General features: G+C 70.3%; 27 protein-coding genes. 6 read left to right on the top strand and 21 right to left on the bottom strand.

Annotated features, from left to right (window positions below; translation table 11 throughout):
* Nucleotides 1-20: 20 nt before the first annotated feature.
* From IEW24_RS05330 to IEW24_RS05315, 4 genes are read right to left on the bottom strand one after another with little or no spacing between them, the layout of a single operon-like run.
* Nucleotides 21-3,938, bottom strand: a complete 3,918-nt coding sequence (locus tag IEW24_RS05330; RefSeq protein WP_188576081.1) for a baseplate multidomain protein megatron — start codon at nucleotides 3,936-3,938, stop codon at nucleotides 21-23.
* 33 nt (nucleotides 3,939-3,971) lie between these two features.
* Nucleotides 3,972-4,433 carry an NlpC/P60 family protein gene (locus IEW24_RS05325; protein ID WP_188576079.1) on the bottom strand — a complete coding sequence of 154 codons (462 nt, stop codon included), beginning with the start codon at nucleotides 4,431-4,433 and terminating at the stop codon, nucleotides 3,972-3,974.
* The gene (locus tag IEW24_RS05320; protein WP_188576077.1) at nucleotides 4,430-5,317 is read right to left on the bottom strand and encodes a phage/gene transfer agent baseplate hub protein; all 888 of its coding nucleotides are present in this window, start codon (nucleotides 5,315-5,317) and stop codon (nucleotides 4,430-4,432) included. Before IEW24_RS05320 ends, IEW24_RS05325 begins: the two co-directional genes overlap by 4 nt.
* Before the next feature lie 21 nt (nucleotides 5,318-5,338).
* Nucleotides 5,339-5,977 carry a DUF2460 domain-containing protein gene (locus tag IEW24_RS05315; RefSeq protein ID WP_188576076.1) on the bottom strand — a complete coding sequence of 213 codons (639 nt, stop codon included), beginning with the start codon at nucleotides 5,975-5,977 and terminating at the stop codon, nucleotides 5,339-5,341.
* 109 nt (nucleotides 5,978-6,086) lie between these two features.
* On the opposite strand from IEW24_RS05315, the gene IEW24_RS05310 reads away from it, so the two are divergent.
* Complete coding sequence (locus IEW24_RS05310; RefSeq protein WP_188576074.1) at nucleotides 6,087-6,791, top strand: hypothetical protein; 705 nt, start codon at nucleotides 6,087-6,089, stop codon at nucleotides 6,789-6,791.
* A 554-nt stretch (nucleotides 6,792-7,345) separates the two neighbouring features.
* Complete coding sequence (locus IEW24_RS05305; RefSeq protein ID WP_188576072.1) at nucleotides 7,346-7,675, top strand: hypothetical protein; 330 nt, start codon at nucleotides 7,346-7,348, stop codon at nucleotides 7,673-7,675.
* Nucleotides 7,676-7,819: 144 nt separating this feature from the next.
* On the opposite strand, the gene IEW24_RS05300 is transcribed toward IEW24_RS05305, so the two are convergent.
* The 8 genes from IEW24_RS05300 to IEW24_RS05265 are packed head-to-tail and all read right to left on the bottom strand — an operon-like array spanning nucleotide 7,820 to nucleotide 11,053.
* A complete protein-coding gene (locus IEW24_RS05300; RefSeq protein WP_188576071.1) occupies nucleotides 7,820-8,446 on the bottom strand; it encodes a phage tail tape measure protein in 627 nt (208 codons plus the stop codon).
* A gap of 12 nt (nucleotides 8,447-8,458) precedes the next feature.
* On the bottom strand, nucleotides 8,459-8,680 hold the full coding sequence (locus tag IEW24_RS05295; protein WP_188576069.1) for a rcc01693 family protein: 222 nt from the start codon (nucleotides 8,678-8,680) through the stop codon (nucleotides 8,459-8,461).
* Nucleotides 8,677-9,030 carry a gene transfer agent family protein gene (locus tag IEW24_RS05290; RefSeq protein ID WP_188576067.1) on the bottom strand — a complete coding sequence of 118 codons (354 nt, stop codon included), beginning with the start codon at nucleotides 9,028-9,030 and terminating at the stop codon, nucleotides 8,677-8,679. Before IEW24_RS05290 ends, IEW24_RS05295 begins: the two co-directional genes overlap by 4 nt.
* Nucleotides 9,031-9,041: 11 nt before the next feature.
* A complete protein-coding gene (locus IEW24_RS05285) occupies nucleotides 9,042-9,449 on the bottom strand; it encodes a phage major tail protein, TP901-1 family (RefSeq protein WP_188576065.1) in 408 nt (135 codons plus the stop codon).
* A gap of 14 nt (nucleotides 9,450-9,463) precedes the next feature.
* Entirely contained in the window at nucleotides 9,464-9,880 is a 417-nt protein-coding gene (locus tag IEW24_RS05280) for a DUF3168 domain-containing protein (protein ID WP_188576063.1), read from the bottom strand.
* Nucleotides 9,880-10,170, bottom strand: a complete 291-nt coding sequence (locus IEW24_RS05275) for a hypothetical protein (RefSeq protein WP_188576061.1) — start codon at nucleotides 10,168-10,170, stop codon at nucleotides 9,880-9,882. Before IEW24_RS05275 ends, IEW24_RS05280 begins: the two co-directional genes overlap by 1 nt.
* On the bottom strand, nucleotides 10,167-10,493 hold the full coding sequence (locus IEW24_RS05270; RefSeq protein ID WP_188576059.1) for a head-tail adaptor protein: 327 nt from the start codon (nucleotides 10,491-10,493) through the stop codon (nucleotides 10,167-10,169). Before IEW24_RS05270 ends, IEW24_RS05275 begins: the two co-directional genes overlap by 4 nt.
* The gene (locus IEW24_RS05265) at nucleotides 10,490-11,053 is read right to left on the bottom strand and encodes a head-tail connector protein (protein WP_188576057.1); all 564 of its coding nucleotides are present in this window, start codon (nucleotides 11,051-11,053) and stop codon (nucleotides 10,490-10,492) included. The genes IEW24_RS05270 and IEW24_RS05265 overlap by 4 nt, the downstream gene beginning before the upstream one ends.
* Nucleotides 11,054-11,391: 338 nt before the next feature.
* Between IEW24_RS05265 and IEW24_RS05260 the strand changes: the two genes are divergently transcribed.
* Entirely contained in the window at nucleotides 11,392-12,138 is a 747-nt protein-coding gene (locus IEW24_RS05260) for a S1 family peptidase (protein WP_188576055.1), read from the top strand.
* Nucleotides 12,139-12,175: 37 nt separating this feature from the next.
* Here IEW24_RS05260 and IEW24_RS05255 read toward each other — a convergent pair whose 3' ends face one another.
* From IEW24_RS05255 to IEW24_RS05220, 8 genes are all read right to left on the bottom strand, one after another.
* Nucleotides 12,176-13,423: a phage major capsid protein gene (locus IEW24_RS05255; protein ID WP_188576053.1), complete on the bottom strand. Its 1,248-nt coding sequence runs from the start codon at nucleotides 13,421-13,423 to the stop codon at nucleotides 12,176-12,178.
* 34 nt (nucleotides 13,424-13,457) lie between these two features.
* Nucleotides 13,458-14,000, bottom strand: coding sequence for an HK97 family phage prohead protease (locus IEW24_RS05250; RefSeq protein ID WP_188576051.1), 543 nt, complete (start codon nucleotides 13,998-14,000; stop codon nucleotides 13,458-13,460).
* Entirely contained in the window at nucleotides 14,000-14,176 is a 177-nt protein-coding gene (locus IEW24_RS05245; protein WP_188576049.1) for a hypothetical protein, read from the bottom strand. Before IEW24_RS05245 ends, IEW24_RS05250 begins: the two co-directional genes overlap by 1 nt.
* A gap of 552 nt (nucleotides 14,177-14,728) precedes the next feature.
* The gene (locus tag IEW24_RS05240; protein WP_188576047.1) at nucleotides 14,729-14,914 is read right to left on the bottom strand and encodes a hypothetical protein; all 186 of its coding nucleotides are present in this window, start codon (nucleotides 14,912-14,914) and stop codon (nucleotides 14,729-14,731) included.
* Between the two features lie 11 nt (nucleotides 14,915-14,925).
* Entirely contained in the window at nucleotides 14,926-16,104 is a 1,179-nt protein-coding gene (locus tag IEW24_RS05235) for a phage portal protein (RefSeq protein WP_188576045.1), read from the bottom strand.
* Nucleotides 16,105-16,615: 511 nt separating this feature from the next.
* Nucleotides 16,616-17,986 (bottom strand): DNA-packaging protein, encoded by a 1,371-nt coding sequence (locus IEW24_RS05230; RefSeq protein WP_188576044.1) that lies wholly within the window; start codon nucleotides 17,984-17,986, stop codon nucleotides 16,616-16,618.
* A 377-nt stretch (nucleotides 17,987-18,363) separates the two neighbouring features.
* Entirely contained in the window at nucleotides 18,364-18,915 is a 552-nt protein-coding gene (locus IEW24_RS05225) for a hypothetical protein (protein WP_188576042.1), read from the bottom strand.
* A 322-nt stretch (nucleotides 18,916-19,237) separates the two neighbouring features.
* Nucleotides 19,238-19,468, bottom strand: a complete 231-nt coding sequence (locus IEW24_RS05220) for a hypothetical protein (protein WP_188576040.1) — start codon at nucleotides 19,466-19,468, stop codon at nucleotides 19,238-19,240.
* Between the two features lie 293 nt (nucleotides 19,469-19,761).
* Here IEW24_RS05220 and IEW24_RS05215 point away from each other — a divergent pair, with 293 nt between their 5' ends.
* Both IEW24_RS05215 and zigA read left to right on the top strand, forming a co-directional pair.
* The gene (locus IEW24_RS05215) at nucleotides 19,762-20,637 is read left to right on the top strand and encodes a bifunctional helix-turn-helix transcriptional regulator/GNAT family N-acetyltransferase (protein WP_188576038.1); all 876 of its coding nucleotides are present in this window, start codon (nucleotides 19,762-19,764) and stop codon (nucleotides 20,635-20,637) included.
* 119 nt (nucleotides 20,638-20,756) lie between these two features.
* Entirely contained in the window at nucleotides 20,757-22,007 is a 1,251-nt protein-coding gene (gene zigA / locus IEW24_RS05210) for a zinc metallochaperone GTPase ZigA (RefSeq protein ID WP_188576036.1), read from the top strand.
* Between the two features lie 182 nt (nucleotides 22,008-22,189).
* Here the strand turns inward: zigA and IEW24_RS05205 are convergent, their stop codons facing one another.
* Nucleotides 22,190-23,773, bottom strand: a complete 1,584-nt coding sequence (locus IEW24_RS05205; protein WP_188576034.1) for an MDR family MFS transporter — start codon at nucleotides 23,771-23,773, stop codon at nucleotides 22,190-22,192.
* Nucleotides 23,774-24,260: 487 nt separating this feature from the next.
* Here IEW24_RS05205 and IEW24_RS05200 point away from each other — a divergent pair, with 487 nt between their 5' ends.
* Entirely contained in the window at nucleotides 24,261-24,872 is a 612-nt protein-coding gene (locus tag IEW24_RS05200; protein ID WP_188576032.1) for a hypothetical protein, read from the top strand.
* Nucleotides 24,873-25,058 lie beyond the last annotated feature (186 nt).

Here is a 25,058-nt window from a genome sequence, read left to right as displayed (position 1 = left end):
GGGATATCTCCGGATCGGGATCAGGCGGGAAGGATCAGTGTCGCGGTGGCGGCCCGTCCCGGCCCGGCCACGGCCGACAGCTGCGTCACACGCAGGGTCAGCGCCGCCTGCGGCGCGCCGAAGTCGGCCAGTTCCTCGGCCCGCGGATAGAGCCAGCCGGCCTCCCCCACGTTGACCGTACGCACGACGGTCTCCCCTGAGAGAATCTCGGCGCGGTACATCTCGCTCTCCTCGCCAAGCGGCACCTCCACCGCCGCCCAGCTGTCGCCGTCCACACGGGTGCGGCGGACCCATGAGAAGGCCACGCCCGAGGACGTACGCACGGCGGAGAGATGCACCGGCGCATAGGGCAGAAGCGCGGTGCCGGACACTGTGGTCGTGACCTCGCTCACCATGGCATCGCCCTCGCCGCGATCGGCGCGGCCGATGCGATGAATGAGCGTGCGGCCAAGATCGGGCAGGCCCGTGGACAACGGGACCAGCGCACGATCCAGCACCACCAGATGCGTACCTGCCGGCCAGGTCTCCTCACCCGCAGACTCGGTGCCCGCCTGCCCGCGCAGAAGGCCGGACAGGCGATAAACGCCGGTCTCCAGCAGTTCGGCCTCGGTGAACTGGATGACCTCCAAAGCGCGCCCATCGGCGATCAGGGCGGCGGCATTGACGCTCTCCAGCACCTGCGCCTCACTGGCCCCGATGAGCGCGCCGGAGACGAGTTGCACCCGCAGTCGCGCAGTACGGTCGAAGCGCCACAGCGGCCCCGGTGCGAGGTCATCCAGAAGCTGCGCCACGGTGGCCGGCGCGGTCACGGTGGCGGCAAGGGAAAAACTCGCGCCATCGAGCGAGCGCCACGCCGCCAGCGTCGCCCAGGGCGAAGCGCCGGCAGCCAGATAAAGCAGCACCGGCGGGTCGATGCCATCCAGCGCCGGCAGGTCCAGCGTCAGGGCAAAGGGCGGGCCGACTGCGGCGGGCACGCTCACGCTGCCCTTGCTCGCGCTGCGCAAGGCGGCGCGGAACACGGACAGGTCGATGGAGCGTGCGCTCACCACGCGCGCGCCCTCGTCGCGCACCTCGGTCAGCTCCAGCCGCCGGGTGCGGCCATCGCAGGTCAGGTCCACCACGTCACCCGGCAGCAAGGCGAGGCGCGAGGGGGCGAGCGTGAAACTCGCACTCTCCCGCCGCGCCCACAGATCCTGCAGCCAGATGTCGGCGGCGCGCGCCATCACCGCATCGGTGGCCATCACCGCCACCTCGGCCTGCGCCACATGCCGGCTCGCACCGGTGAGGCGGCGGGACGACACGCTGAGGCGGCGGAAATCGGCGGTGCCGTCGCCGAAGGAGATCTGCACCTGCAATGGCAGTTCGCTCTCCTGCGTGCGGGTGAGCGTCAGCGGCCCGCTTTCCTCCGCCACCACCAGATCATCCTCGTTGAGGCTCATCGCCACCGCCATGCCGCGCGGCCGGAAGACCAGCGTCGCCCCGTCCTCCACCGCCGCGAAGGAGAAGGCATTGGCGAGCGGCTCGATGGCGGCGCGGGCGCTCATGGGGCGGTCCACCACATAGCCGTCCACCACGCCTTCCAGCGCGGCGGTGCTGATGCCGGTGAGGCCATGGTCGGTGCAGATGGCGGCGACCAGCCCATCCAGCGGCGCGGTGCCGAGGCGGCCGGTGAGCCAGTGGCCGGTCTCCCAGTTCTCGCCATCGGCCCATACGTCGGTGGAGAGCGGGAACTGCGGAAAGGGCCGCGCATCCCAGGTCCAGATATAGATGCCTGCCGGATCGACCATGCGCCCGCCCGGCACGGCGGCGGGCGGATTGTCGCCATCGCCGGCGCCGAAGGCAGGATCGAAGGCGGCCGTCACCGCCTCCAGCATGCGGCGCTGAATGAGGTCGTCGCGACTCTGGTTGGAGAAGGGCGGGTAGCCGCCCTCGGAGGACTTTGCGTCGGGAAAGGTGCTGGGCCGGTTCGGCCCCTTGTCCACGGCGCCGCAGCCGGTCTCCATGAGGCGGATGGGCTTCGAGCCCGGCACCCACGCGGTCGGCGATGCACTGCGCACCCCGGCGGGCCGCGCGTGGTGCAGCAGGCTCCACCAGGACCACATGTCCTTCTGCCGGAACACCCAGGGCTCGCCATAAGCGCCATCGGTGATGGGGGTGCGGATCTGCGCGAGGCGGGCGGCCTCATCGGCATAATACCAGTCGTAATTTTCCCCACCGCGCAGGTTCGCCTTCAGATAGGCGCGGTCGGAAATGGTGCGCACTTTGGCGGCATCGAGATGGGTGGTTCCGTCGCGCCAGTCGGCCAGCGGGGCGTAATAATCGATGCCGACGAAGTCCACCGACGCCGATCCCCACAGCACATCCAGCGGAAAGGCGGTGGCGCCGTCGAGGAAGGTCTGCGCGCCATATTCATCCCAGTTGGCGCCATAGGAGACGTTGGTGCCCGTGCCCACGATGGCCTTCACGTCGGCCGCCAGCGTGGCGAGCCGCTCGGCGGCGGGAAAGCGCCCCTGCGCGCCGCGCACCCGTGTCAGCGCGGTCAGCTCGGAGCCGATCAGCATGGTTTCCACGCCGCCCGCCATCATGGCGAGATGGGCGTAGTGCAGCACCATGCGGCGCAGGCTCCATTCATCCGGCCCGAAATAGAACAGCATGTCGCCGAAGCGCAGGAAGTGGCTCGCCTGCGCGGCGCCGAACATGCGGTCCACCTGCTCCTCCGCAACCGTGGCGGTGTCCGGCGAGCCGATGACGCCCGGCGCCGGATCGCAGGTGATGCGCCCGCGCCAGGGATAGGGGGGCTGCGCGGACACGCCGCCCGTCCAGGGGTCCGGCAGCGCGTTGTCGGCGGGAATGTCCATCATGACGAAAGGATTGAGCGTGACTTCAATCCCGCGCCGGTTCAGCTCGCGGATGCAGGTGATGACGCTGACATCCGACGGCGTGCCGCCATAGGCGGCGGACCCGCCATGCAGCGAGACGGTGGCGGCCGTGGCGCGGACCAGCGCGCCGACCTGCCACTGGGCGCCCACCGTCTCGCGGCCCCGGCTTTCCACCTTGGGTTCGATGCGGCAGGCCCCGGCCCGCAGGTCGCTGCCGAACCAGCTCACCACCAGCGACACCCGCTTCAGGTTCGGGCACTGCGCCTGCAGCATGTCGAGCGAGGCATAGAGATCGCAGATATGGGTGGAGGCGTGGCGGTTCTCGGGGGTGTAGGCTCCGGCGCCGATCACCCGCAGCAACTGGTCCGGCGCATAGCCGAATTCGGTGGCGCCGGGGATGAGGGTGACGGCGCGCACCTGATGCTCCAGCTGCCCCACCACCCGCTCCACCTCGACCGTGATCTGCGGCAGGCGGTTGCCATAGCTGGCGAGCGGCAGGCGCTCGAACACCACATAGGCGATGCCGCGATAGGCCGGTGCATTGCCAGCCCCCTGCTTGGCCTCGATCCAGGGGTCGGGCTGTTCCCATTCGGTGCCGAGATGGGCGCGCATGGTGACGATGGTGAGATCCACCAGTTTGCCATCCGCCCACACCCGGCCGATGCGGCTCACCGGCCCCTCGCACAGACCGACCGCGAAGCTGCCGTAATAGAGATACTCGATGCTGGTGCTCTTCACCCCCTGAGATGCGCTCTTGCCGCCGGTGGTGGTGGAAGAGACCGACACCTGCTCCTCCAGCCGCGTGGCCCAGATCACCTGACCGCCCACGCGGGCGCGGCCATAGAGGCGTGGCATGCTGGCGCCCTCGCTGGACGTCATCACGTCGAGGTCGGTGAGGCGCGATCCGGTGGTGGTGGTGGAGCGCGATCCACCCAGCAGCGTCTGGTCGATCATCGCTCCGCCCAGCGCGCCGAGCGCGCGCCCGGCGATGGCGCCGATGGGGCCGAACAGCGCGCCGCCAATGAAGCTGCCCGCCGCGCCGAGAAGGAGCGTCGCCATGGATGATGTCCTGCGTGTGGGAAGAAAGAAGGATCAGCCGGGAAAGGCGAAGGCGTAGGCCAGATGCCGCCGCCACCAGGGCGCCAGCCGGCCCTCGCACACCGCCGCGCCGTCATAGGCGTGGACCATGGTGGAAGGGCTCGCGAGGATGGCGCAGTGCTTGGCCGGCAGATGGGCGCGGAAGCGGAACAGCAGCACGTCGCCGGGCGCGATGTCGGTGAGCGCCACGGGCACGAGATGGCGCGCCGCCGCCTCGGCCAGCGTCTCCTGCCGGAGCGCCTCCGCCCAGTCGGGCGCATAGGCGGGCAGCGCCTCCGGCTCGGTGCCCATCACCGTGCGCCAGACACCGCGCACGAGACCGAGACAATCCGCCCCCGCCCCGCGCACCGAGGCGCGGTGATGATAGGGCGTACCGACCCACGCCCGCGCCTCGGCGATGATGCGGGCGCGGCGATCGACATCGGCGGTCGCGCGTTGGATGACCGCCCCGCTCATGACACCACCGAGCCGTCGTTGCCGCCCTCGCCGGGCACGCCCATGGCGAGCACGAGATCATTGCCGGGCATGTGCGGGCAGCCGCGAAAATTCACCCCGTTGGCGAAGCGCTCGCGGCAGGTGGAGAAGCGCTTGTCGCAGCCCGCCGTGACGGCGAACGCATCACCCGCGCCGATGCCCGCAGGCATCTCCTGCCAGAGATCGAGCACGACGCCGGAGGCATCCCACACATGGGTCTTCACCTCGCCGGCGAAGCCCGCCAGCGCGCCCGAGGTAACGGTAATCCGCCCGCCCGTGAACCAGCCCGCCGAATGGGCTGGACCGGACACGCGCAGCCGCGCGCCCTCCTCCCGCGCGACAATGATGCCGACCGCATGAAAGGCCGCCTGCGCGAGGTCCACGCCGCAGCGGGCATCCCCGAGATCGGCGTCGCACAGCGCGCTGTAGACCCGCCCGCGCACCTGGTTGAGGGCATCGGCGAGGCTGCGCAATTCCACCGTGAAGGCGAGCCCCTGCCGCCGCACCTCGCCCAGCGTGCCCCGCCGCAACAGCACACAGCTGGCGGGCGACATCCAGTCGATGAGAAGGAGGTCGATGGTCGCCCCATCATAGAGACCGGCGGCGAGGTCATCCTCACTCAGCGCATCGTCGCTGAGCGCACCGGAGAGTTCCATGCCGGTGACGCCGAGCCCCTGCGCGAGGGTGCTCTCGCTGCCGGCGATGCCGCTCGCCGCGCGGAACAAAGTGCCATCGGCGACGATGTCGTTGTCATGATCCGTAAAGCCCTGCACCAGGCCATCGCGGCGTGTGATCCGCCAGCCATTGCAGAAGGTGGTGACACCGCTGGCCAGAACCGTGCTCATGGCCTCGGGAAGCGCGCGCATGGAAGCCTCCTCCGCCGTGCGTCAGGGACGGATCTCGATGATGGGGATGCGAGGGATATCGCCGGCCGCGAAATGCGACAGATTGATCTCCAGATAATCGGTGTCGAAGCGCACCGGCACGTCGAACGTGAAGCCGGCCGAGACGGTGGCGCCGGCCGGTGGCGCGTGGCCTTCCGCGAACCACACGGTGCCGGTGGAGAGGTCGCAGGTGAAGTCGGTGTTCTCCTGCCGCTCCACACCGCCCACAGCGATGCGCACGCCCGCAGCGGGCTTCGTGATCCGCCGCACATAGGGCGCGTGGAGCGCGCCATAGGTCTTGGTGAGCACGAAGGCACGCGTCGTGCCATCGCCGGTTCCGATGACCTGATCGTGAGGCGTGATCGCCACGCCCGGCACGCTGGAAGAGGGGTCCATCGGATCACGCCAGCGGAAGCCGTGAAGACGTCCGCGACGCTCCTCGAAAAACGCCAGGACGGTGTGGAGCGCGGCGAGCGATTTCACCCCGTATCCGGCGTCCCATCGGCGACGCGAATCAGCGCGTCGCGTGTTCCGCTCTTCGCGTCCGGAGACGGTTGTGACGACCTCCGTCACCCGTTCCGGGCCGCCTGCGGCACCGCGTGCCACGTCGATCGGAAACAAAACCTCATGAAAGGAGGGCATCTTCTCTCTATTCCCTTCAATTCTGGCGTTCCGTTAATAAAATCAGTCTTGACATAGTTGAGTGTGACGACTTGTCTTTAGGTCCGTCGTAAAGGATGGAGCCGCCGTGATGGCCACCAAGACCCGGAAGACCACCGTCGCCGCCAAGGCGCCGGCTGCGAAGAAGACCGAAGCTGTGACCCCGGCCGCCCCCACGCCGGCTGCCGCCAAACCCGCCGCCAAGGCACCCGCAAAGGCCGCTGCGAAATCCGCGGCGAAGGCCCCCGCGAAGGCGGCTGCGAAACCCGCCGCCAAGGCGCCCGCGAAGGCTGCCAAGGCACCCAAGGCCGCTGCCGCTCCGAAGGCCGCCGCTGCCCCCAAGGCGGCCGCTGCTCCGAAGGCGGCGAAGGCCCCCAAGGCCACCGCCGCGAAGACCGCGGCTCCGAAGGCCGCTGCCGCTCCCAAGGCGGCGAAGGCCGCTGCTCCCAAGACTGCTGCTGCCCCCAAGGCAGCCGCCGCGCCGAAGGCCGCGAAGGCGCCCAAGGCTGCCAAGAGCGCGGCTGCCAAGCCCGCCGCCGCCGCGAAGCCCGCTGCGGCTCCCAAGGCTGCCGCCGCTCCGAAGGCCAAGGCACCCGCCAAGAAGGCTGCTGCGCCGAAAGCCGCCGCTGCTCCCAAGGCCGCAGAGAAGGCACCCGCGGTGAAAGCCGCCGCGCCGAAGAAGGCGCCGAAGGCTGCCGCCAAGGCCGCTGCTCCGGCCGCTCCGGCCGCCGCCGCCGAGCCGCCGAAGGCTGCCAAGCCCGCCGCCGCCAAGAAGGCGCCCGCGAAGAAGAAGTGATCCGCTCAGCGCCGCGCCCTCAACGGGCGCGGCGCTGTATCTTGCGTCTGCGATCATGCGTACGCCGGATGGCGCGGAGTGCGCGACGCTTCAACACACAGTCACCAGATCGCGGCATCCGCTGCGCCGGACATTCCGGCATCGGGATGATCGGACCCTGGATTTCCGGACACCGGCCTGGACACTCACCGGCCTGGATCCGCACTGGCTTGGCCCCGCGCTGGACCGACGCGCATCTGCCCGGTTCCCGCCGAACCTGCCCCTGAAGAGCTGCCCTGCGGATCTGCGCGCAACCCAGCTGCACGCATCCGAGCCTGCGCACCTTTCCATCGCGCGCTCTTCCGTTCGGCCCGCATCACATCAGCCGTCCCCGCGCATCGACCGCCGCAGGCAGCACAGCCGGACGCTCTCCCCTCTACGCATCACGTGACGCCGCTCGCGCAGATGTGCGCCACGGGGCTTGCAACGGACATCGTCTCGCCTACCCTGCGGCCGTATATGCCGACTGCCGCAGGCTTGCCGCTCGGCAGGACGCCGACCACGGGAGACACGCCATGACCTCACTTTCCCGTCTTCGCGACAGGCGCGCGTGGCAGGCTCTCTCCGGAACCGCCGGCCTGATCGCCGCCGCCCTTTGCCTCGCCGCGCCGGTGGCGCATGCGGACGATAAGGACGCGCGGGCGGATGCCGCCTGCGCCGCCATGGGCGAGGGTTTCAAGCGCGTGCCCGGAAGCAATACCTGCGTGCAGATCAGTGGCAGTGTCGGCATCACGGTGGGCACCGGCCGGTCGCTGGTCAACGCGCCCAACCAGGGTTTTTCGGGCACGCCCACGCCGCCCTCCTCACCGACCGGCTCCGACAATACGTGGATGCGCACCCGCTGAGCGGACCGGGGTATATCCCGCGACAGTTCGCTCCGCATTCGCCCAGGCACACCATCCGCGCGCACGGCCAAGCTCCCGCTTATACAACCGACGTTCTGCCAGCGCCCCCTGCCTCCCTGCTCAATACTTGGCACCCGGCACGCCTCACAGGCTGCGTTGGCCGCGCGCCACGGCGCGGGCGATGAGGCCGGAGAGATAGGCATCCGAGCGCCGGAAGGAACCGGCATCCGACGTCGCCACGGAGACGTTCACCACCGTGCCGCCACCCCCGCCCTCCGTGCGCACGCCGAGCGCGCCATCGGCCCCGCGTGCCAGCGGCAGGATGGCTTCCGCTCCCGCCTCTCCCATCAGCCCGACGCCGGTCGCCATGGGAAAATAGGTGGGCGCGGACACCACGCCGCCATCGGCAAAGGCGCGCACGCGCCCGGCCTGCAGCACGCCGCCATCGGCGAACATGCCGCTCAGCAGTTTGCCGATGCTCCCGGTGAGCCCCTGTTCCAGCGGCTTCAGCGCTACGTTGAGCGCCATGTTGGAGAGGCGCTGGCCGAGGCTCGCGACCACGTCGTCGAGGTCGCGCCCCTTCACCGCCAGGCCGGTGAAGGCATCGGTGAGCGCGCTGCTGAAGGAGCGCGCGGGGGCCTGCGCCGCATTCAGCGCCGCTGAGGTGCCGGTGCCGAGATTTTCCATCGCCTTCTGCGCCTCCGCGACGCTGGCGGTGAAAGCGGAGGTGTCGGCGATGACCGCCACCCCGATCGTATCGATGATCTCCATATGCCTCTCCGTTCAGCCCATAAGCGGCGCATCGGGAAAGCGCGCCATCAGCGCCGCCAGCCCCGCACGATCGAGCGCCGCGCCGCGCGTCGGCGGCCCGTTCACGGCCCGCACGGCGGCGGCCAGCTCGCGCGGCGTCATGGCCCAGAAGTCACGGGGAGCAAGCCGCAGGCAGCCGAGCCCGAAGCCCATGGCCGCGTCCCAGGGAAAGGCACGCGGCCGGGCCTCGCTCACGCCCCCTGCGGCGGCGAAGGGCGTGGCGCGTCCTCCCGCGTCTCGCCGCCGAAGGTCGCCGTGATGAGCGCGGAGACGATGCGCGCGAAACCCGCCGCGCCGCCCTCCGCACGCATGGCCTTCACCTCATCGTCGCTGATCGCAGCCCCCGCCCCGCGCAGGCCCGCGCCGATGACGCGCGCCATGTCGGCGGCGGCCAGCCGGCCACGCCCGAAGCGCTCGGCCAGCGCCACCAGATCGTCCGCCGCGAAGGCGGCCTCCAGTTCGGCGAGCGCGCCCAGCGTGAGCACCAGAGTGCGCGGCGCGCCGTCGAGGACAGCCGAGATTTCCCCCCGATGTCGATTGACCATGATGCCCTCCCTCACAGCGCGGCGAAGGTGAGCGCGCCCGCGCTCTCCAGCGTCAGGTCGAACGTCACCTCGCCATCATGCGCGGCGGAGAATTCCAGCGCCGAGATCTGGAACGATCCCTCCAGCGTGCCGAAGTCCGGGATCACCAGCTGGCAGGTGCGCAGCTCACCGGCGAAGAAGGCGGCACGCACCAGCGCATCGGAGGCGGCATCCTTGAACACGCCGGAGCCGGTGATGCTGGCGCGCTTCACGCCCGCCCCCGCCAGCAGCTCGCGCCAGCGCCCGGCGCTCTCGGCGTGGGTCACGTCCACGGTCTGGGCGTTGAAGGCGATGCGGCGCGAGCGCAGGCCCGCCACCGTCACAGCGCTCGCCCCATCGAGCATCTTCAGCAGCAGGTCGCTGCCCTTCTGCGCGGCCATGAAAAATCCTCCTGTCAGGTGAGCGGCTCGGTGATGGCGCGGAAGCGCACGAGACCGTGGAAGGTGCGTCCGTCGCCATCGCGCCGGACCTCGGCGGTGGTGGCGCGCAGATTGGCGAGGCGGTGGCCCTCCAGCGCCAGCGGCGCATCGTGAAGGGCCTCCTGAACGGCGGCGCAGATGGTCGAGGCTTCCGCCCGTCCGCCCTGCCGCGAGAAGACGTGCAGGGTCAGCGCCTGTTCGCTACCGCCCTCGGTGGCGGTGGACCAGTCGGACACCACCGCCTCACCGAGCGTCACGAAGGGAAAGACCACGTCCGCAGGCGGCACATCATGGACGCGGGCCCCGACCAGCGCCGCCAGCGGCGTGTCGACGAGAAGCCGCGCGCGCAGCGCCCGGCGCAGCGCATGCGCGGCGGAGATGGGCGTGCTCATCACGCGCCCTCCCCGCTGCGCACGGCGGCGAGCGCCGGCATGAGCCAGGGCGCGGCGGGCGTGTGCGGCCCGCCGATCTCCCGCGCCACGGCGGCGGGATCCGCGCTGCCGACCTCGCGCCGGCCGGGCGCGGTTTCCACCTCCACGCCGGTGCCGCCGCGCGCGATGGCGGCGGTGGCGAGGCGGTCCGCCATGCGATCGAGCACAGCGGCAATCGGCGCCTCGTTCAGCCGCGCCTCCAGCCGCGCGGCGAGATCGTCGAGCCCGATCATGCGGGCGGAGATGATCATGTGCGTTCCTCCCGGCAATGCACGCGGGTGAAGCGGCCGCGCCCGTCCGGATCGGAGGTGGCTTCCACCTCCAGCTGGCGCGTGCCGAGGCGCAGCTGGTGGCCCGCCGCAATGGTGTTGGGCGCGCGCACGGTCACGCGCACGCCCGCCAGTGCGATGCGGCGCTCCTCGGAGACGGCGCCGGCGGCGCTCTCCTCCAGCGCCGCCCACAGGCGGTCCACGGTGACGAAGCTGATGGTGCTGCCCCCCGCGCCGTCCGGCGTCTCCACCGGGGCGAGATGGTCCACGCGATGACGCAGCGCGCCGATGGCCGGCCCGCTCACAGCCGCACCAGCCGATAGGGCGCGACCAGCGCCGCGACGGTGGCCGGCAGGCGCGCGGTATCGCCGGGCGCATCGCGATGTTCATGCAGATGGGCCAGCACGAGCCGCACCGCCTGCACGAGATCCGGCGGCACGTCCGCCGCCGTGCCGCCATAACCGGCGCGTATGTCGATGGTGATGCCGCCGCGCGCCACGCCGGGCCGGGGCACGGCCGGGCCGTCCACCTCGATCAGCGCGGGCGCGCGATCGGCGATGAGACGCAGTGCGCCCTCGGGCACGAGGATCTCGCTGCCATCGGCGGCGCGCACGCGGGCATCGATGATCGCGCTCACCGGCGCCACCGGCAGCGGAAAGATGCCGCCCGGCGGCCAGGCGTCGCGAGTCACGCGCCAGTCCTGCGCCATCAGCGCGCGCCCGGTGGCGGACTCCACCATCTGCCGCGCGGCGGCGATGAGCGCCGCCACCAGCGCGTCCCCGTCGGTCTGGTCGAGACGCAGGAAATCCCGTGCCTCGGCCAGCGTGAGGGGTTCGGCCGCAGGGGCCGCGATACGTTGCGTCATGGGACCGTCCTGATGGGCTGGTAGGGTTTCGGGAGACGGGCGCGGAACGGGCGGCGGCACGCCGGTACCCCGTTGGGTGCTGGACAGGAGCGCCCCGAACTTGCGACGATGGGTCGGTCGCGCCGGGGTCAACCGGCGTTGTCCGGGGGCCGCAAGAGCCCCGCAGAGGTCAACTGCCGCCGCAGGCCGCGCCTGCCCGAGCAGAGGAAGAGGGGTTCGTGCACAAAGCCGTTTCGTCGATCCGCAAAGGCGCGCCAGAGCATGTCCGGCGTCGGTTGCTTTGCAATCAGAGCCGAAAGACAGTCTCTACTGAATGGTTGGAGCGTTTCCGCGTTTCCATGAAACGCGGAAACGCTTTGGGCGCCATGCTGGTGGCGGGAGCACTGCTGTCGGGGCTCGCCCCGGCCCATGCCATCGTCGCCGGCCGCATCGGCGGCGGCAGCGCAGGTCCGCACACCGTGATGCTGGTGTCCACCCGGGGCGCCTCGTGCTCGGGCACGGCCATCGCACCGGATCTCATCCTCACGGCCGCCCATTGCGTCGGCCCGGCCGGCGACTATGCGGTGGCGCTGGTGGGCGGCAGCACGCCCCGACTGATCCCGGCGCTGCGCGTCGTGGTGCATCCGCGCTTCGATCCGGACCAGTATCGCAACCGCCATCCCACGCCCGACATCGCGCTGGTGAAGCTGGCCGAGGCTTTGCCCTCCAGCATCCGCCCGGCCACCATGGCCAGCACCACCACCCTGCCGCAGGCGGGCACGGAATTTCTCATCGCCGGCTACGGCATGGCGGCGGATGGCGACGACAACACCGCCGGCACCCTGCGCTGCGTGAGTCTGGCCAGCATAGGCACCACGGGCGGCATCATGGCGCGGCTTTCGCCCTCCATCGGCCTGGCCGGCGCCTGCACCGGGGACAGCGGCGGCCCGGCCTTCCAGTCGGGCAAGCTGTCCGGCGTGATCGGCTGGGCCACGGGGCCGAACGGCGCGCGCGGCTGCGGCGGCGTCACCGGCATCACCCTCGTGGGGCTCAACCGCGACTGGATCGACGCCACCGCGCGCAAGCTCGGCAGCCCGCTCAACTGAGCGGGGGGCCGAGCCTATCCACCTCCGGCCGCCGCGCTCAGTTCGCGGCGGTCTTCAGCAGCTTGATGGCGTCGAAGTCCTGGATGCCGCCGCCCACCCGCTTGGTGGTGTAGAACAGCACATAGGGCTTCGCCGAATAGGGATCGCGCAGCACGCGCACCCCCGCCCGATCCACCACCAGATAGCCGCGCCGGAAATCGCCGAAGGCGATGGGAAAGGCGCCGTCCGCCATATCCGGCATGGCTTCCGCCTCATGCACCGCGAAGCCCATCAGGCTCGCCGGCTGCCCCGCCGCAGCGGGCGGCGCCCACAGATAGGCACCGGAGGCATCCTTCAGCTTGCGCACCGCCGACTGGGTGCGGCGGTTCATCACGAAGGCCGCATTCTGCCGGTAGCCGCCCTTCAGCGCATAGACGAGATCCAGCAGCACGTCGGAGGAGTCGGCGGCGGGAAACATCCCCGCAGCTCCCGTCGCCACATAGCCCGTGCTGCCCCAGCTCCAGGCGCTCTCCGCCGCCTTGGGATAAGCGAGAAAACCCTTCGGCTTGGCCACGCCGTCACCGGAGACGAAGGCGGTGCCCTCCTGCTCGGCAAAGGCGCTGTCCACCTCGCCGGCGATCCACTCCTCGATGTTCACCTGCCCATCATCCAGCAAGGTCTGGGTGGCGGCGGGCATGGCGTAGAGCTCCATGGCCGGGAAGGCGAGTTCCGCCAGAGCGGGACTGTCGGTCTGCGGCCGCGCCGCCGTCTCCGCCGCCCAGCCGGTGGCGGGGCCGGAGGTCATGAACGGCTTGCGATAGGTGCCCGCACCGATGGTGCGCACGGTGGCCAGCGCCCGGATGGGCGAGAGCGCAGCGAGGCGACGGCCGATCTCCTGCTCGGTCTCATAGGGCACGAGATAGCCGCCATCGGCGCCGACGCCTGCGGACAGGGCTTTCGCCTCCAGCGCCTTGAGGCCATCCGCCTCGCCATGGCGCACATAAGAGAGGAAGGCGCTGCCGTGGGCGCGGGCCTGCGCGTCGCCGGTCTCCAGCCGCCCGCCCAGCGGCAGGCGCGCGCCGCGCGTCTCCACCTGCGCGATGCGCGCCGAACAGGCGGCGAGCGCGGCGTCGATGCGCGTCACCTGATCCTCGGTGAGCGGATCAGCGACGCCGCGCCGCTCGATCTGCGCGAGGCGGGTCTCGTTGGTCTCCTTGTAGGTCTCGAAGGCGCGCATCAGCGTATCGAGCGCCGACTGGCTCTCGGGCGCGGCCACCTTGGTTTCGGGCGCAGTGAGGACGGTCATGGAGAATTCCCTGGCTTGAGAGAGGATGAAACGATCAGACGGACGCGAGATGCGGCCGCAGCCGCGCGGCGGCGCGGGTGACGGCGGCTGCCGCCAGCCGGCTGGCGGCGGCGGGCGACAGCGGGCCGGACGACGTAAGCGCAGGCATCCGCAGCCCATCGGGGCGGCGGATGCGGGCACCGGGCTGCATGGGGAAGGTGACGACGGACACCTCCCACAGATCGATACGGGTGATCCGCCGCACGCGGGCACGCGGATCGGTACGGGCCTCCACCGCCTTGAAGCCGATGGACAGTCCATCCAGCGCGCCGGCGGCGATCAGCGCCACCACCTCGCGGCCGCGCTTCACCTCCAGCGAAAGGCGCCCTTCCACCCTGAGGCCGATGGCATCCTCGGTGAGGCGCGCCCACACGCCGATGGGCTCGGCGGGATCGTGCTGATAGAGCAGCCGCACACCGCCCACGCCGCGTTTCGCCAGCGTATCGGCGAAGGCGCCGGGAGCGATGATGTCGCGGCCGAGATCCTGCTGCCCGAACAGGCAGGCATAGCCCTCGAAGGGGCTGAAGAGCCCGTCCATCAACGCGGCCTCGGCGGGGTGCGCGGCTTGCGGCGGCGGGATTTCTCCAGCCGCTCGAGCGTGGCGACGAACTCGCGGAACACGCCGGCCGAGGGCGGCGGCGCGACGCGCGGCGCACCGGGCGCAATCGCCCGGATGCGCGGCACCGACGCCTTGGCGAGGAAGGGAGGACGCATGGAAGTCTCCTGTTGCGACCGGTTTAGATGAGTGTTGGATCACTTGCGGCGCTGCGTGCCCGCCCGGCTCGCCCCGTCCCCACGGCCCCTTAAGCGGGAGAGGGAGCAGGCTGCCCGGGCCGAGGGGGAGCACGCGATCAACAGCGCGGCGGAAGAGCAGAACAACAGTCCCACCCCGCACACCGGATCCCCTCTCCCGCTTGCGGGGGAGGGCTAGGGAGGGGGCCGCGCGCCAGCGCGGGGAGCCGGGTGGAACGAACGGCGCACATCGCCCAGACAGCGATTCGGACAGGCTTTGTCCTCGCCCCGTTCCGTGCATCGACATCGTGTGTCCCGATAAGGGACAGGCGCCCCGCCAGCCCCCTCCCCACCCCTCCCCCGCAAGCGGGAGAGGGAGCAGGTTGCGCAGGCGAGGAAGGAAGCGCGCGATCAGCAGCACGGCGAAAAAGCAGAACAGCAGTCCCACCCCGCACACCGGATCCCCTCTCCCGCTTGCGGGGGAGGGCCAGGGAGGGGGCCGCGCGCCAGCGCGGAGACCGGGCATCACGCCCCCTACTCCTCCCCGTGCCGGGCGTTGAAGCGGGCGAGTTCGCGGACGAAATCATCCATGCGCTGGTGTGCGCGCGACAGGGCCCCCAGCGCCGCCATGGCGACGCCGGAGGCGCTCACCGCCCAGGCCACCAGCGCCAGATGGGCGAGGTCGCCGCGCTCGGCGAAGGTGCGGATCACGGCGTCCATCGAGCAGCCTTTTAGCGCGCCGGGCCGTAGCCCACAGCCGCGCGCTTCTCGTCATCGGAGAGGAAGGACGCCGCGCCCACGCGCGCCCACATTTCGGAGCGCTCGGTTGCCAGCGCCTCCACCTGGTCGAGGTCGGGCACCAAAGTGAGCGCACCACCATAGGCCGGCCCGAGCCACGCACTGAGCGAGGCTGCCACGCGCTTGACCAGCGGCAGCACGGTCTGCCGCCACAGCACGCGGTTGGCCTCGGCATAATTGGCATAGGTGTTGTCACCGGGGATGCCGATCAGCATGGGCGGCACGCCGAGCGCCAATGCGATCTCCCGCGCCGCGCCCTCGCGCGCCGCCTGAAAATCCATGTCGCGCGGCGACAGCCCCAGCGGCTTCCAGTCGAGCCCGCCTTCCAGCAGCATGGGCCGCCCGGCATTGGCGGCGCCCTGGAAGCTGGCTTCCAGCTCACCCTTCAGACGCTCGAACTGGTCTTCGCTCAGGCTGCCCGTGCCGCCATAGACAAGCGCTCCGGAGGGGCGCGCGGCATTGTCGAGCAGAGCCTTGTTCCAGGCGCCCGCCGCATTGTGCAGGTCCAGCGCCTGCGCCGCCGCCTCCATGGGGGCGAAGCCGTAGAGATCATCCAGAGGATTGAACAGGGTCAGGTGCAGCAGCGGCGGCACCGTGGCGTCGGAGAGGATGCTCTCCTGCGGAATGCGCAGGGTGCGCCCGTCCAGCGTGTAGTCGAAGGCCTCCGGCCAGCCGTCCGGCCCCGGCACCACCTTCATGCGGTCCGGCCTGAGTGCGTGCAGCTCGCGCACCGCGCCGCCCGCCGCGACCGCTTCCACATAGGCATTCCCGGCCACCATGAGATGGCCATAGACCGCCTCCAGCACCTCCGCGCCCACGGCGCGCGGGTTGGGCCGGGCGATGAGATCCAGCAGCGGATGGGCGTCGATCTCGCGGGGGCCGTCCATCAGCAGCAGCGGCACGCTGGCGGCGGCTTCCGCCACGAGGCGCACGGCGCGATAGGCCACCGCATTGCGGGCGAACCCCTCGCGGGCAAGGCCGGCATAATCGCGCGGCGTCCAGCGCGCCCGCCCGGTGGAGAGCAGCGCCACGAGAGCGGCGGTGCGGCTGGCCTTGGCTTCCTGCGGACGGGACTGCGGGGAGCGGAAAGCGCGGGCGAGGGTTTGCAGCATGTCGGGCTCCGGGGGAAAGGGATCGGCCTGCACAGAACGAGGTCCGTGCAGCAAAGGACCGTCATCCCCGGACTTGATCCCGAAGTCGGATGTTTCCGACTTCGGTTCCAAAGTGCGGAGGTCGGCAAGAGCCGACTCCCGGGGATCCACGTCGCGACGTTGGCGGCCGTCAGCAGAATGAAGCGGATGATGACCGCTCGCTCATCATTGAACCAACCACATGCGGAGGGACGTGGATGGCCGGATCAAGTCCGGCCATGACGAACTGTATGGGGTGCGTGTTCTCATGACCTTCAGCACGCCAGCGGAGAGCGCGCTTTCCCCCTCCCCACCCCTCCCCCGCAAGCGGGAGAGGGAGCCTGTCGCTCAGATGGAAAGGAAGTGCACGATCAACAGCGCTGCGGAAGCGTAAGAACAGGACAACGGTCCGACCACGCACAACACATCCCCTCTCCCGCTTGCGGGGGAGGGTTAGGGAGGGGGCAGACCGGGCGCAACCTCCTGCAAACCCTCAGAACCGCCGCACCCTTGGCGCGGGGGCCTGCGGGCCGAGCGCCAGATGGGTGACGGCCCAGACCAGAGCATCCATCCGGTCCGGCGAACGGCCGGAGGACAGGCCATCCGGGCCGAAGTCGCACATCTCGTCCTCCAGCGCCGGAAAGGCGCCGGCATGGCGCACGCGCCCCTGCTCGTAGAGCGCGGCCACGGGCTCGGCCCGTACATATTTGCCACGCGTTGCGCGTACGCTCACCACCGGTACGGCGGCATCCACCTCGGCCAGAACCGCGCGCACCATCTCGCCGCCCTGGTTCACTTCGGCGACGATGGCGTCGGCCTCATGCGCCACATAGAGCGCGATGGCACGTGCCGCCCATTGCGCCGGGCGCAGGCCCGCGACGCTCTCGTCCGCCAGCACATGCACCGTGCCGCCAGTATCGATGCCGGCCGCGACGATACCGCAGGCGTCCGCCCCGGCACGGGAGGAGGCGGGCGGATCCACCGCCACCACGATGCGGGCGAGCGGTGGCGCCTCACGCTCGCGCGCGGCCTCCAGCGCGGGGCGCGACCACAGAGCGTCGGCGCGGTCCTCGATGATCTCGCCGTCCAGCTCCTGCCGCCCGAGCCGCGTGCCGCCATAACGGGAAAGCACGGTGTCGAGGAAGGCGGGGGCGAGATGGAAGGCATTGTCCGCCGTGCGGGCGCGGCTGGTGACGGTCGCCGGATCGGCCAGCAGGCGGCGCAGCAGCGCGCCGGGACGCGGCGTCGTCGTTACCATCTGGCGCGGCCAGTCGCCGAGGCGCAGGCCGAACTGCAGCATGTCGAAGGTGGCTTCCCCGCGCCGCCATTTGGCCAGCTCATCGAGCCAGGCGGCCTCGAACTGGGGGCCGCGCAGGCTCTCGGGGTCTTCCGCCGAAAAACCCTGCGCCACCGCGCCATTGGGCCAGACGAGACGGCGGCGGGTCGCCTCGAACACCGGGCGTTCGCCGGCTGGATGAATGGCGATGAGGCCGGAAACACCCTCCACCATCACCTCGCGTACATCGGCCATGGTCTCTGCGATCAGCGCGATGCGCCCCACCGGGCGATCGGCGAAGGGCGGGCGGCCGAGCGCGAGGCCACGCACCCATTCGGCGCCCGCCCGCGTCTTGCCGGCGCCGCGCCCGCCCAGCACCAGCCATGTGGTCCAGGGGCGCCCGTTGGGCGCGGTCTGCGGCGGCAGCTGATCGGGTCGCGCCCAGAGCGGCCAGTCGCTGAGCAGCTGCTCGGCATCTTCCTCGCCCAGCGTGTCGAGCAGACTGCACGTCCAGGCCGGCCGTGCGAGGCAGGCTTGCAGCGCCGCCCGCAGCCCCTCGGGCGTCGCGGACACGGGCGGCAGATGCATGGGTTACGCTCCTGCGAACAAAAGGGAAATCTTAAGGGCGCGCCGATTCGGACGGGGTTTGTGCCGGTGCTGTTCCGGTGCTCCGGAGAAGGTGTGCCGGAATGGGACGGGAGCCGCCCAGCCTGCCCCCTCGCGCCCTTCCCCCTCCCCACCCCTCCCCCGCAAGCGGGAGAGGGAGCCTGTCAGGCAGGTGGTGAGTGCGGGAACAGTATGGCGACGGGCAGGCCGGGAACACCGCAGTTCCCTCTCCCGCCCGAAACCGGATGTTGCCGGTTTCGGAAGCAACGCACGCAAGTCGGAAACATCCGACTTGCGTGCGGGGGAGCGCTAGGGAGGGGGCAGACCCGGCGAGCCGGAAGGGAAAGTCCTGTAGCCCCTCACTCCCCCTCCCCCTCCGCCTGCGCCGCCGCCCCCTTCTCCCCCGACTGGATCTGGGCGAGGCGGCGGGCGAGTTCGCGGCGGAAGGTCTCGGGGTCGCGGCTGGCGCGTCCGGCTTCGTCCGCCGCGCGGTCGCGGCGGGCGGCGGCATCGAGCGCGGAGAGTTCGCGCATCACCCGGGCCAGCACCGCCAGCGCGCGGGCATCGCGCTCGGCATCGCGGGGCGGCGCATCGGCCTCCCCGGCGGTCGCGGCCACGAGGCGATCCTCGATCTCGCTGATCTGGCATTCCGCCGCCCGCCACAGCCGCCCCATCAGCCGGCGCCGGGCCTCAAGGCTCGGCGGGCGGGCGAGATCGCTGCGACGGCGCGTGGCGCGGCGCGGCGTGGGTTTCGGCGTGGCCTCTGCGTCCCGCCCCGGTCCACGGTCCAGCCAGTAATAGATCTGGCGGCGGGAAAGGCCGGTGTCGGCCATGATGGTTCTGACGGGCACGCCGCGCGCATAGAGCGCGCGGGCCTGCTCGGTCGTTTCCGGCGACGGAGGATTGGGCATGGGCTCGGATCCGAAAGCGGGGACGCGGCACGGAAGACACCGCCTGCGGCGGCGCGCGAAAAGCGAAGAAGCCGAAGTCAGAAACGCAAACGGCGCCCCGAAGGACGCCGACGAAAGCCGCAGAAAGAACGAACGCTGATGCGCCCCTAAAGCTCAAAGCCGTTGGCATGCTTGCGCAGCGGCGGCATCACCGCCAAGTGGCCGGGGCACAAATCTGGAGCGTGGGATAAGCATGCGTGAGCAGCGCCACGCTGTCAAGGTATATTTTCCTACAACCGCAACCCGGCGGAAAACGCCGTTCTGACAGATGCGGTTGCGGGCCTCACACCTCGCCGTAGGGGGCGTGCGGGGGCCGGGCGGCGATGAGCGCATCGAGCCGCGCCCGCGCCCGCAGATGGGAAATCGCGGTCACGTTCGGCGCGTCCACGCAGCCCTTGCGGAGCTGGTAGGCCGTGTTCCAGTGGCAGCCGCAGCGGGTGCAATAGGCCGTGCGGTCGTCGAACGCGTGGTCCGCTTCCATGATCGTCTTGCTGGCTTGCAGAAACGTCGCCATCTCGCTTCTTCCGCGTCTCTCGCGGCCCCCCGCCTGCTCGCTGCGCCGCTGCGTCCGCCGGCTCTTCGGCGGTGCTGCGCGGCATCCGGATCATGACCATCCTACGGCCATGCGCGCACTCCAGATGACCCGAACCTTACGGCATTTGGATTGCCCGAAGCTGGCAATTGAGTGGCAAAAGTGACGTATGGTTATACCCAACACCCTTTCGGTGCCGTCCGGCCTACGCCCACCTCATCCGGATGCCGAAGGTGTGATTGACGATGCGCATTAGCTGACTTAAGTCAGACATCATGACATCCGACGCCATCGCCCGCATCCGCCGCTTCAACCGCATCGTCACCGCCGAGGTGGGGGCGCTGGATACGTCCTTTCTCGGGCGTGGCCGGCCGCTGGGCAGCGCCCGGGTGCTGAACGCCATCGGCCACGGCCAGTCGGACGTCACCGCCATCCGCGAGCGTCTCAATCTGGATTCCGGCCTCATGAGCCGCCTGCTGCGGGCGCTTGAGGAGGAGGGGCTGATCGAGACCGTGCCGCATCCGGAGGATGCCCGCCGCCGCGTGGCCCGGCTGACGCCGGCGGGAGCGGCCGAGTTCGCCGCCTATGAGGATCTGTCCAACACGCAGGCGGGCGGCTTCCTCGACCGCCACGCCCGGCCGGACGAACTGCTGGCGGCCATGGATCTGGTGGCCTCGGCACTCGGCCGCCACCGCATCGCGCTGGAGGAGATGGACCCGCGCGATCCCGTCGCCCGCGCCTGCCTTGAAGCCTATTATGCCGAGCTGGCCGTCCGGTTCGAGGGCGGGTTCGACGTGAAGCTGTCGCGCGATCCGGATGCCGCCGACATGATCCGCCCGCGCGGCGCCTTCCTGGTGGCCCTGTCGGAAGAGCTGGCGGTGGGCTGCGTGGGCGTGAAGGGGCAAGGAGGAGCCGTGGCCGAGGTCAAGCGCCTGTGGGTGTCGCCCGCCGCGCGCGGCATCGGCCTTGCCCACAAACTGATGGCCGGCGCCGAAGAGGCGGCACGCTCGCTGGGGGTGGAGGTGCTGCGCCTCGATACCAACAAGGCGCTGCCGGAAGCCCAGAAACTCTATCGCAGCACCGGCTGGACCGAGATCCCGCGCTTCAACGACGATCCCTATCCGGACACGTTCTTCGAAAAGCGCCTCTGACCGGCGGCCCGCCGCCGCCTCCCCGTCCGCTCTTCCTCCCCTTCCGCAGGGAGCCCCCTTGCGCCCTGCGCCGCTCCCATGGCAGTAAAAGATACATTATATCATTTACAGGTGACGCCATGGTTTCCCGCTCCCCCTCGCGCCGCAGCGCGCAGTCCGATCCGCGCCTGCCGGTCACTGTGCTTTCGGGCTTCCTCGGTGCCGGCAAGACCACGCTGCTCAACCACATCCTCGCCAATCGCGCCGGGCTCAAAGTGGCGGTGATCGTCAACGACATGTCGGAGGTGAACATCGACGCCGAGCTGGTGCGCGCCTCCGGCGGCGATCTCTCCCGCACGCAGGAGACGCTGGTGGAGATGACCAACGGCTGCATCTGCTGCACCCTGCGCGACGACCTGCTCTCGGAGGTGAAGCGCCTCGCCCGCGAGGATCGCTTCGACGCCCTCGTGATCGAGAGCACCGGCATCGCCGAGCCCCTCCCCGTGGCCGCCACCTTCGAGTTCCGCGACGAGGAGGGTTTCTCCCTCTCCGACATCGCCCGCCTCGACAGCATGGTGACGGTGGTGGATGCGGCGAACCTGCTGAAGGACTACGCCTCCACCGATTTCCTGCGCGACCGGGGCGAGAGCCTCGGCGAGGAGGACGAGCGCACCATCGTCGATTTGATGGTGGACCAGATCGAGTTCGCCGATGCGGTGGTGCTCAACAAGGTGTCGTCCACCGATCCCGAGCAGCTGAAGTTGGCGCGCGCCGTCATCCGGGGGCTGAACCCGGATGCGGCGCTGATCGAGGTGGATTTCGGGCAGGCGCCGCTGGACACCATCCTCGACACCGGCCGCTTCGACTTCGAGGCCGCCCACCAGCATCCGCTCTGGTACAAGGAGCTGAACGGCTTCGCCGACCATGTGCCGGAAACGGAGGAATATGGCGTCGGCAGCTTTGTCTATCGCGCGCGCCGGCCGTTTCACCCGCAGAAGTTTTCCGACTTCCTGAAGCGCACGTGGCCGGGGCTGATCCGCGCCAAAGGCCTGTTCTGGCTGGCGACGCGCGATCCTTATGTGGGCGAGATGAGCCTTGCCGGCGCGCTCTGCCGCACGGAAAAGCTCGGCCTGTGGTGGGCGGCGGTGCCGCAGGAGCACTGGCCCGACAATGCGGAATGGCGCATGGAGCTGAAGCGCCACTGGACCGCCTTCTATGGCGACCGGCGGCAGGAGCTGGTGTTCATCGGCATGAAGCTCGACGAGGCCACGATCCGCGCCGCGCTGGACGATTGCCTCGCCGGCCCCACCGATCCGTCACAGCTCGATTTCGCCAAGCTGAGCCACCTGCCCGACCCGTTCCCGAGCTGGGCCCCGCAGCGCGTGGCGTGAGGGAGGAAGGGAATAGCCGAGGCTTATCGAGCGCTATTCACCAGGAACAACGTCATGCCCGGGCTTGTCCCGGGCATCCACGTCGGGCCGACGGTGCAAACCTTCGAAAGCTGTTCCCGGCCGCTCGGTGTGGATCCCCGGGACAAGCCCGGGGATGACGGGTCCGAGGGAGTGTAGCCCCCTCAATCCGGCGCGTCGGTCGCCTCGTTCACCGCTGCCGCGAGACTGCGGCGCTTGCGGTGGCCGGAGATCTCCGCGCCCGCGTCATGCGGCATGCGGGCGTTCCAGAAGGTGGCCGCCATGGAGATGGTGGTCACGCAGACGAACGCGACGGAAAAGTCCGCCAGCCCCGCCACCGTGCGGCCATAGGCGGCCATGGAGGTGGCCAGCGCCACGCCCGCCACGCAGATGCCCATGGAGAGCATGAGCTGCTGGAAGGTGGTGTAGAAACTGGAGGCGGCGCTCATGCGCGCGGCCGGAATCTCGTCATAGGCGATGGTGTTGTAGGACGTGAACTGCATCGACATGAAGAAGCCGGCGGCGGTGAGCAGCACATAGATGGACCATTCCGGCCAGGACGGACGCATCAGCGCGCACAGCGCATAGATGCTGGTGCAGATCACGCCGTTCACCAGCAGCGTGGTGCGGAAGCCGAAGCGGCGCAGCACCTTGGGCGCCACGCCCTTGTTGAGCAGCGAGCCCACGGCGGTGGAGAGCGTGATCAGGCCGGACTGCGCCGCCGTCATGCCGAAGCCGAGCTGCAGCATCAGTGGCAGCAGGAAGGGCTGCGCGCCCTGCGTGATGCGGGTGATGTTGCCGGCGATCACCGAGAGCCGGAAGGTCTCGATCTTCATCAGCGACATGTCGAGGATGGGCAGGCGGCCGCTGGCCGAGAGCACGCGGGCATGGCGCAGATAGAGCGCGCCGGAGATGAGGCCCAGCAGCAGCAGGCCGTACATGACGCGGGCATCGCCCTCGCCGCGGCTGGTCAGCTCGAAGCCGAACAGCAGGCTGCCCAGCGAGACGCCGGAGAGCAGGAGGCCGATGCCATCGAACTTGCCGGGGCGCTCCTCGCGGGTGTTGGCGATGAAGCGGCTCACCAGAATGAGGCCGAGAATGCCGATGGGCACGTTGATGTAGAAGATCCAGCGCCAGTCCAGATAGGTGACGATGAAGCCGCCCAGCGGCGGGCCCACCACCGGGCCGATCATGGCCGGCACCAGCAGCCAGCTCATGGCCGAGACCAGCTCCGCCTTGGTGGTGGAGCGCAGCAGCACCAGGCGGCCGACGGGAATCATCATCGCCCCGCCCATGCCCTGGAGGAGCCGGGCGACCACCAGATAGGTCAGGCTGTCCGCATAGGCGCAGGCCAGCGAACCGAGCGTGAAGACGGCGATGGCGGTGGCGAACACGGTGCGGGCGCCGAAGCGGTCCGCCGCCCAGCCGGAGGCGGGAATGAACACCGCCAGCGACAGCAGATAGGAGGTCAGCGCGATGCTCATGTGCGGCGCCGTCACCCCGAAGTCGCGCGCCATGGCGGGCAGCGCGGTCGAGAGGATGGTGGCGTCCAGCTGCTCCATGAACATGGCGCTGGCCACGATCAGCGCCACGGCGCGATAGCCGGGCTGCTTGCGCGGTGTCGTCTTGGCCTTCTGGGAGGCGGCCCCGGATGGAGCGGGCGGGCTGTCCGGGGCGCAGGAAGACGGTTCGGAGGAAGACGGTTCGGAGGCGTCGGCTTGGGCGGAAGCGGGCGGAAGGGCGGACATCGGCGACTCGTGAAGCACTGCCGCCCTCAGGGCGGCTGGAAACGCGAACGACTATGCGCAACGAACGATAAGGCTTCGTCTCTCGTGTCCGCTCGCAGCGAGCATGGCCGGCCGGTCTTGCGCGGAGCCGACGTCAGGTCCGGTGGGCCTCCTGCGAGGTGTCCACCTCCACCCTTCGTCCGACTCAGGGAGCCCGTCCGGCGCGCTTCGGGCGCGCGGTCAGAGAAGGCAATGAGTTTTCGTTCGGAAACGCTGGGGCGGTCGGCCTGCATGCAGGCTGGCCATGTTTTGAAGTACGCCTTGATCCCGCAGCGGAAAAGCGCGGAATGCGCATGGCTGGCCCCCGAGCCTTGATCGCAGCGGGCGGCGCGCCACAGGCTCGCCGCATTCCCTGCCCGTTCCGAAGGCAGGGAACCGTTCTCCCCCTTCCGAGCGTTGCTGTTGCAGGTAACGACGGACGCCGTCGCACATTTACGGGAGAGCAACCATGACGGGACCTCAGAACATCGCCGCCCTCGGCCGCTGGGCCTCCGGCATCGCCAGCAGCGCGCTGGTGACCTGGGGCATTCGGCGGGGCGGCCTTTTGGGCGTGATCGGCCTGATCGGCGCCGCTGCGCTGGTGATCCGCAACAGCCGCAGCGAGGCCGAGTCGGACGCGCCCCGCCAGCTCACCCGCAGCGCCCCGCGCCGCCGCCCGGCCACGCGCGCGCTGACCTCCGAGGTGCGCTCGGCCAAGGCCGCCGCCGGCAAGATGGCGGACGAGGCCGGCACGGCGGTGCGCAAGACCGCGCGCAAGGCCAAGTCTGCTGCGTCCTCGGCCGCGAAGAGCGCCGAGGCCAAGCTGAAGGGTGCCGAGGCGAAGGCCGAGGGTGCGGTGTCCAGGGCGAAGTCAGCGGCCAAATCCGCCGCCAAGTCGGCGACCAAGTCGGCGGCCGCCAAGACGGCCACGGCCAAGTCGGCGACCGCCAAGACCAGCGCCGCCAAGACGAGCGCTGCGAAGACCCGCACGACGAAGCCGCGCACCACCAAGGCCAACGGCGCCCGCGCCCACGCGGCCTCCGCGACCCGCCGCGCCCCGGTCACCGCCAGCACGCACTGACCCTCTCCGCCCACGCACCCTGTCCCCTCTCCCGCTTGCGGGGGAGGGCTAGGGAGGGGGCTGAGCGCCCTCTGCCCCTGTTGCCGCGGCGATGGCTTCCAGCGCGCCCGCCATTGCGCCGATCCCGCAGGTCGCGCTCGCCCGACGGGCCCGCCTTGCCCCCTCCCAACCCTCCCCCGCAAGCGG

The organism is Azorhizobium oxalatiphilum (genome assembly GCF_014635325.1).
Lineage (GTDB): Bacteria > Pseudomonadota > Alphaproteobacteria > Rhizobiales > Xanthobacteraceae > Azorhizobium > Azorhizobium oxalatiphilum.
The sequence above is the reverse complement of the archived record's forward strand: the minus strand, read 5'-3'. Positions and strand labels throughout refer to the sequence as shown.

What these genes read in the sequence shown, in the direction of transcription:
- IEW24_RS05330 (WP_188576081.1), bottom strand. Translation starts at nt 3,938, where the DNA reads ATGGCGACGCTCCTTCTCGGCGCGGCGGGCAGCTTCATTGGCGGCGCG.
- IEW24_RS05325 (WP_188576079.1), bottom strand. Translation starts at nt 4,433, where the DNA reads ATGAGCGGGGCGGTCATCCAACGCGCGACCGCCGATGTCGATCGCCGC.
- IEW24_RS05320 (WP_188576077.1), bottom strand. Translation starts at nt 5,317, where the DNA reads ATGCGCGCGCTTCCCGAGGCCATGAGCACGGTTCTGGCCAGCGGTGTC.
- IEW24_RS05315 (WP_188576076.1), bottom strand. Translation starts at nt 5,977, where the DNA reads ATGCCCTCCTTTCATGAGGTTTTGTTTCCGATCGACGTGGCACGCGGT.
- IEW24_RS05310 (WP_188576074.1), top strand. Translation starts at nt 6,087, where the DNA reads ATGGCCACCAAGACCCGGAAGACCACCGTCGCCGCCAAGGCGCCGGCT.
- IEW24_RS05305 (WP_188576072.1), top strand. Translation starts at nt 7,346, where the DNA reads ATGACCTCACTTTCCCGTCTTCGCGACAGGCGCGCGTGGCAGGCTCTC.
- IEW24_RS05300 (WP_188576071.1), bottom strand. Translation starts at nt 8,446, where the DNA reads ATGGAGATCATCGATACGATCGGGGTGGCGGTCATCGCCGACACCTCC.
- IEW24_RS05290 (WP_188576067.1), bottom strand. Translation starts at nt 9,030, where the DNA reads ATGGTCAATCGACATCGGGGGGAAATCTCGGCTGTCCTCGACGGCGCG.
- IEW24_RS05285 (WP_188576065.1), bottom strand. Translation starts at nt 9,449, where the DNA reads ATGGCCGCGCAGAAGGGCAGCGACCTGCTGCTGAAGATGCTCGATGGG.
- IEW24_RS05280 (WP_188576063.1), bottom strand. Translation starts at nt 9,880, where the DNA reads ATGAGCACGCCCATCTCCGCCGCGCATGCGCTGCGCCGGGCGCTGCGC.
- IEW24_RS05275 (WP_188576061.1), bottom strand. Translation starts at nt 10,170, where the DNA reads ATGATCATCTCCGCCCGCATGATCGGGCTCGACGATCTCGCCGCGCGG.
- IEW24_RS05265 (WP_188576057.1), bottom strand. Translation starts at nt 11,053, where the DNA reads ATGACGCAACGTATCGCGGCCCCTGCGGCCGAACCCCTCACGCTGGCC.
- IEW24_RS05260 (WP_188576055.1), top strand. Translation starts at nt 11,392, where the DNA reads ATGAAACGCGGAAACGCTTTGGGCGCCATGCTGGTGGCGGGAGCACTG.
- IEW24_RS05255 (WP_188576053.1), bottom strand. Translation starts at nt 13,423, where the DNA reads ATGACCGTCCTCACTGCGCCCGAAACCAAGGTGGCCGCGCCCGAGAGC.
- IEW24_RS05250 (WP_188576051.1), bottom strand. Translation starts at nt 14,000, where the DNA reads ATGGACGGGCTCTTCAGCCCCTTCGAGGGCTATGCCTGCCTGTTCGGG.
- IEW24_RS05245 (WP_188576049.1), bottom strand. Translation starts at nt 14,176, where the DNA reads ATGCGTCCTCCCTTCCTCGCCAAGGCGTCGGTGCCGCGCATCCGGGCG.
- IEW24_RS05240 (WP_188576047.1), bottom strand. Translation starts at nt 14,914, where the DNA reads ATGGACGCCGTGATCCGCACCTTCGCCGAGCGCGGCGACCTCGCCCAT.
- IEW24_RS05235 (WP_188576045.1), bottom strand. Translation starts at nt 16,104, where the DNA reads ATGCTGCAAACCCTCGCCCGCGCTTTCCGCTCCCCGCAGTCCCGTCCG.
- IEW24_RS05230 (WP_188576044.1), bottom strand. Translation starts at nt 17,986, where the DNA reads ATGCATCTGCCGCCCGTGTCCGCGACGCCCGAGGGGCTGCGGGCGGCG.
- IEW24_RS05225 (WP_188576042.1), bottom strand. Translation starts at nt 18,915, where the DNA reads ATGCCCAATCCTCCGTCGCCGGAAACGACCGAGCAGGCCCGCGCGCTC.
- IEW24_RS05220 (WP_188576040.1), bottom strand. Translation starts at nt 19,468, where the DNA reads ATGGCGACGTTTCTGCAAGCCAGCAAGACGATCATGGAAGCGGACCAC.
- IEW24_RS05215 (WP_188576038.1), top strand. Translation starts at nt 19,762, where the DNA reads ATGACATCCGACGCCATCGCCCGCATCCGCCGCTTCAACCGCATCGTC.
- zigA (WP_188576036.1), top strand. Translation starts at nt 20,757, where the DNA reads ATGGTTTCCCGCTCCCCCTCGCGCCGCAGCGCGCAGTCCGATCCGCGC.
- IEW24_RS05205 (WP_188576034.1), bottom strand. Translation starts at nt 23,773, where the DNA reads ATGTCCGCCCTTCCGCCCGCTTCCGCCCAAGCCGACGCCTCCGAACCG.
- IEW24_RS05200 (WP_188576032.1), top strand. Translation starts at nt 24,261, where the DNA reads ATGACGGGACCTCAGAACATCGCCGCCCTCGGCCGCTGGGCCTCCGGC.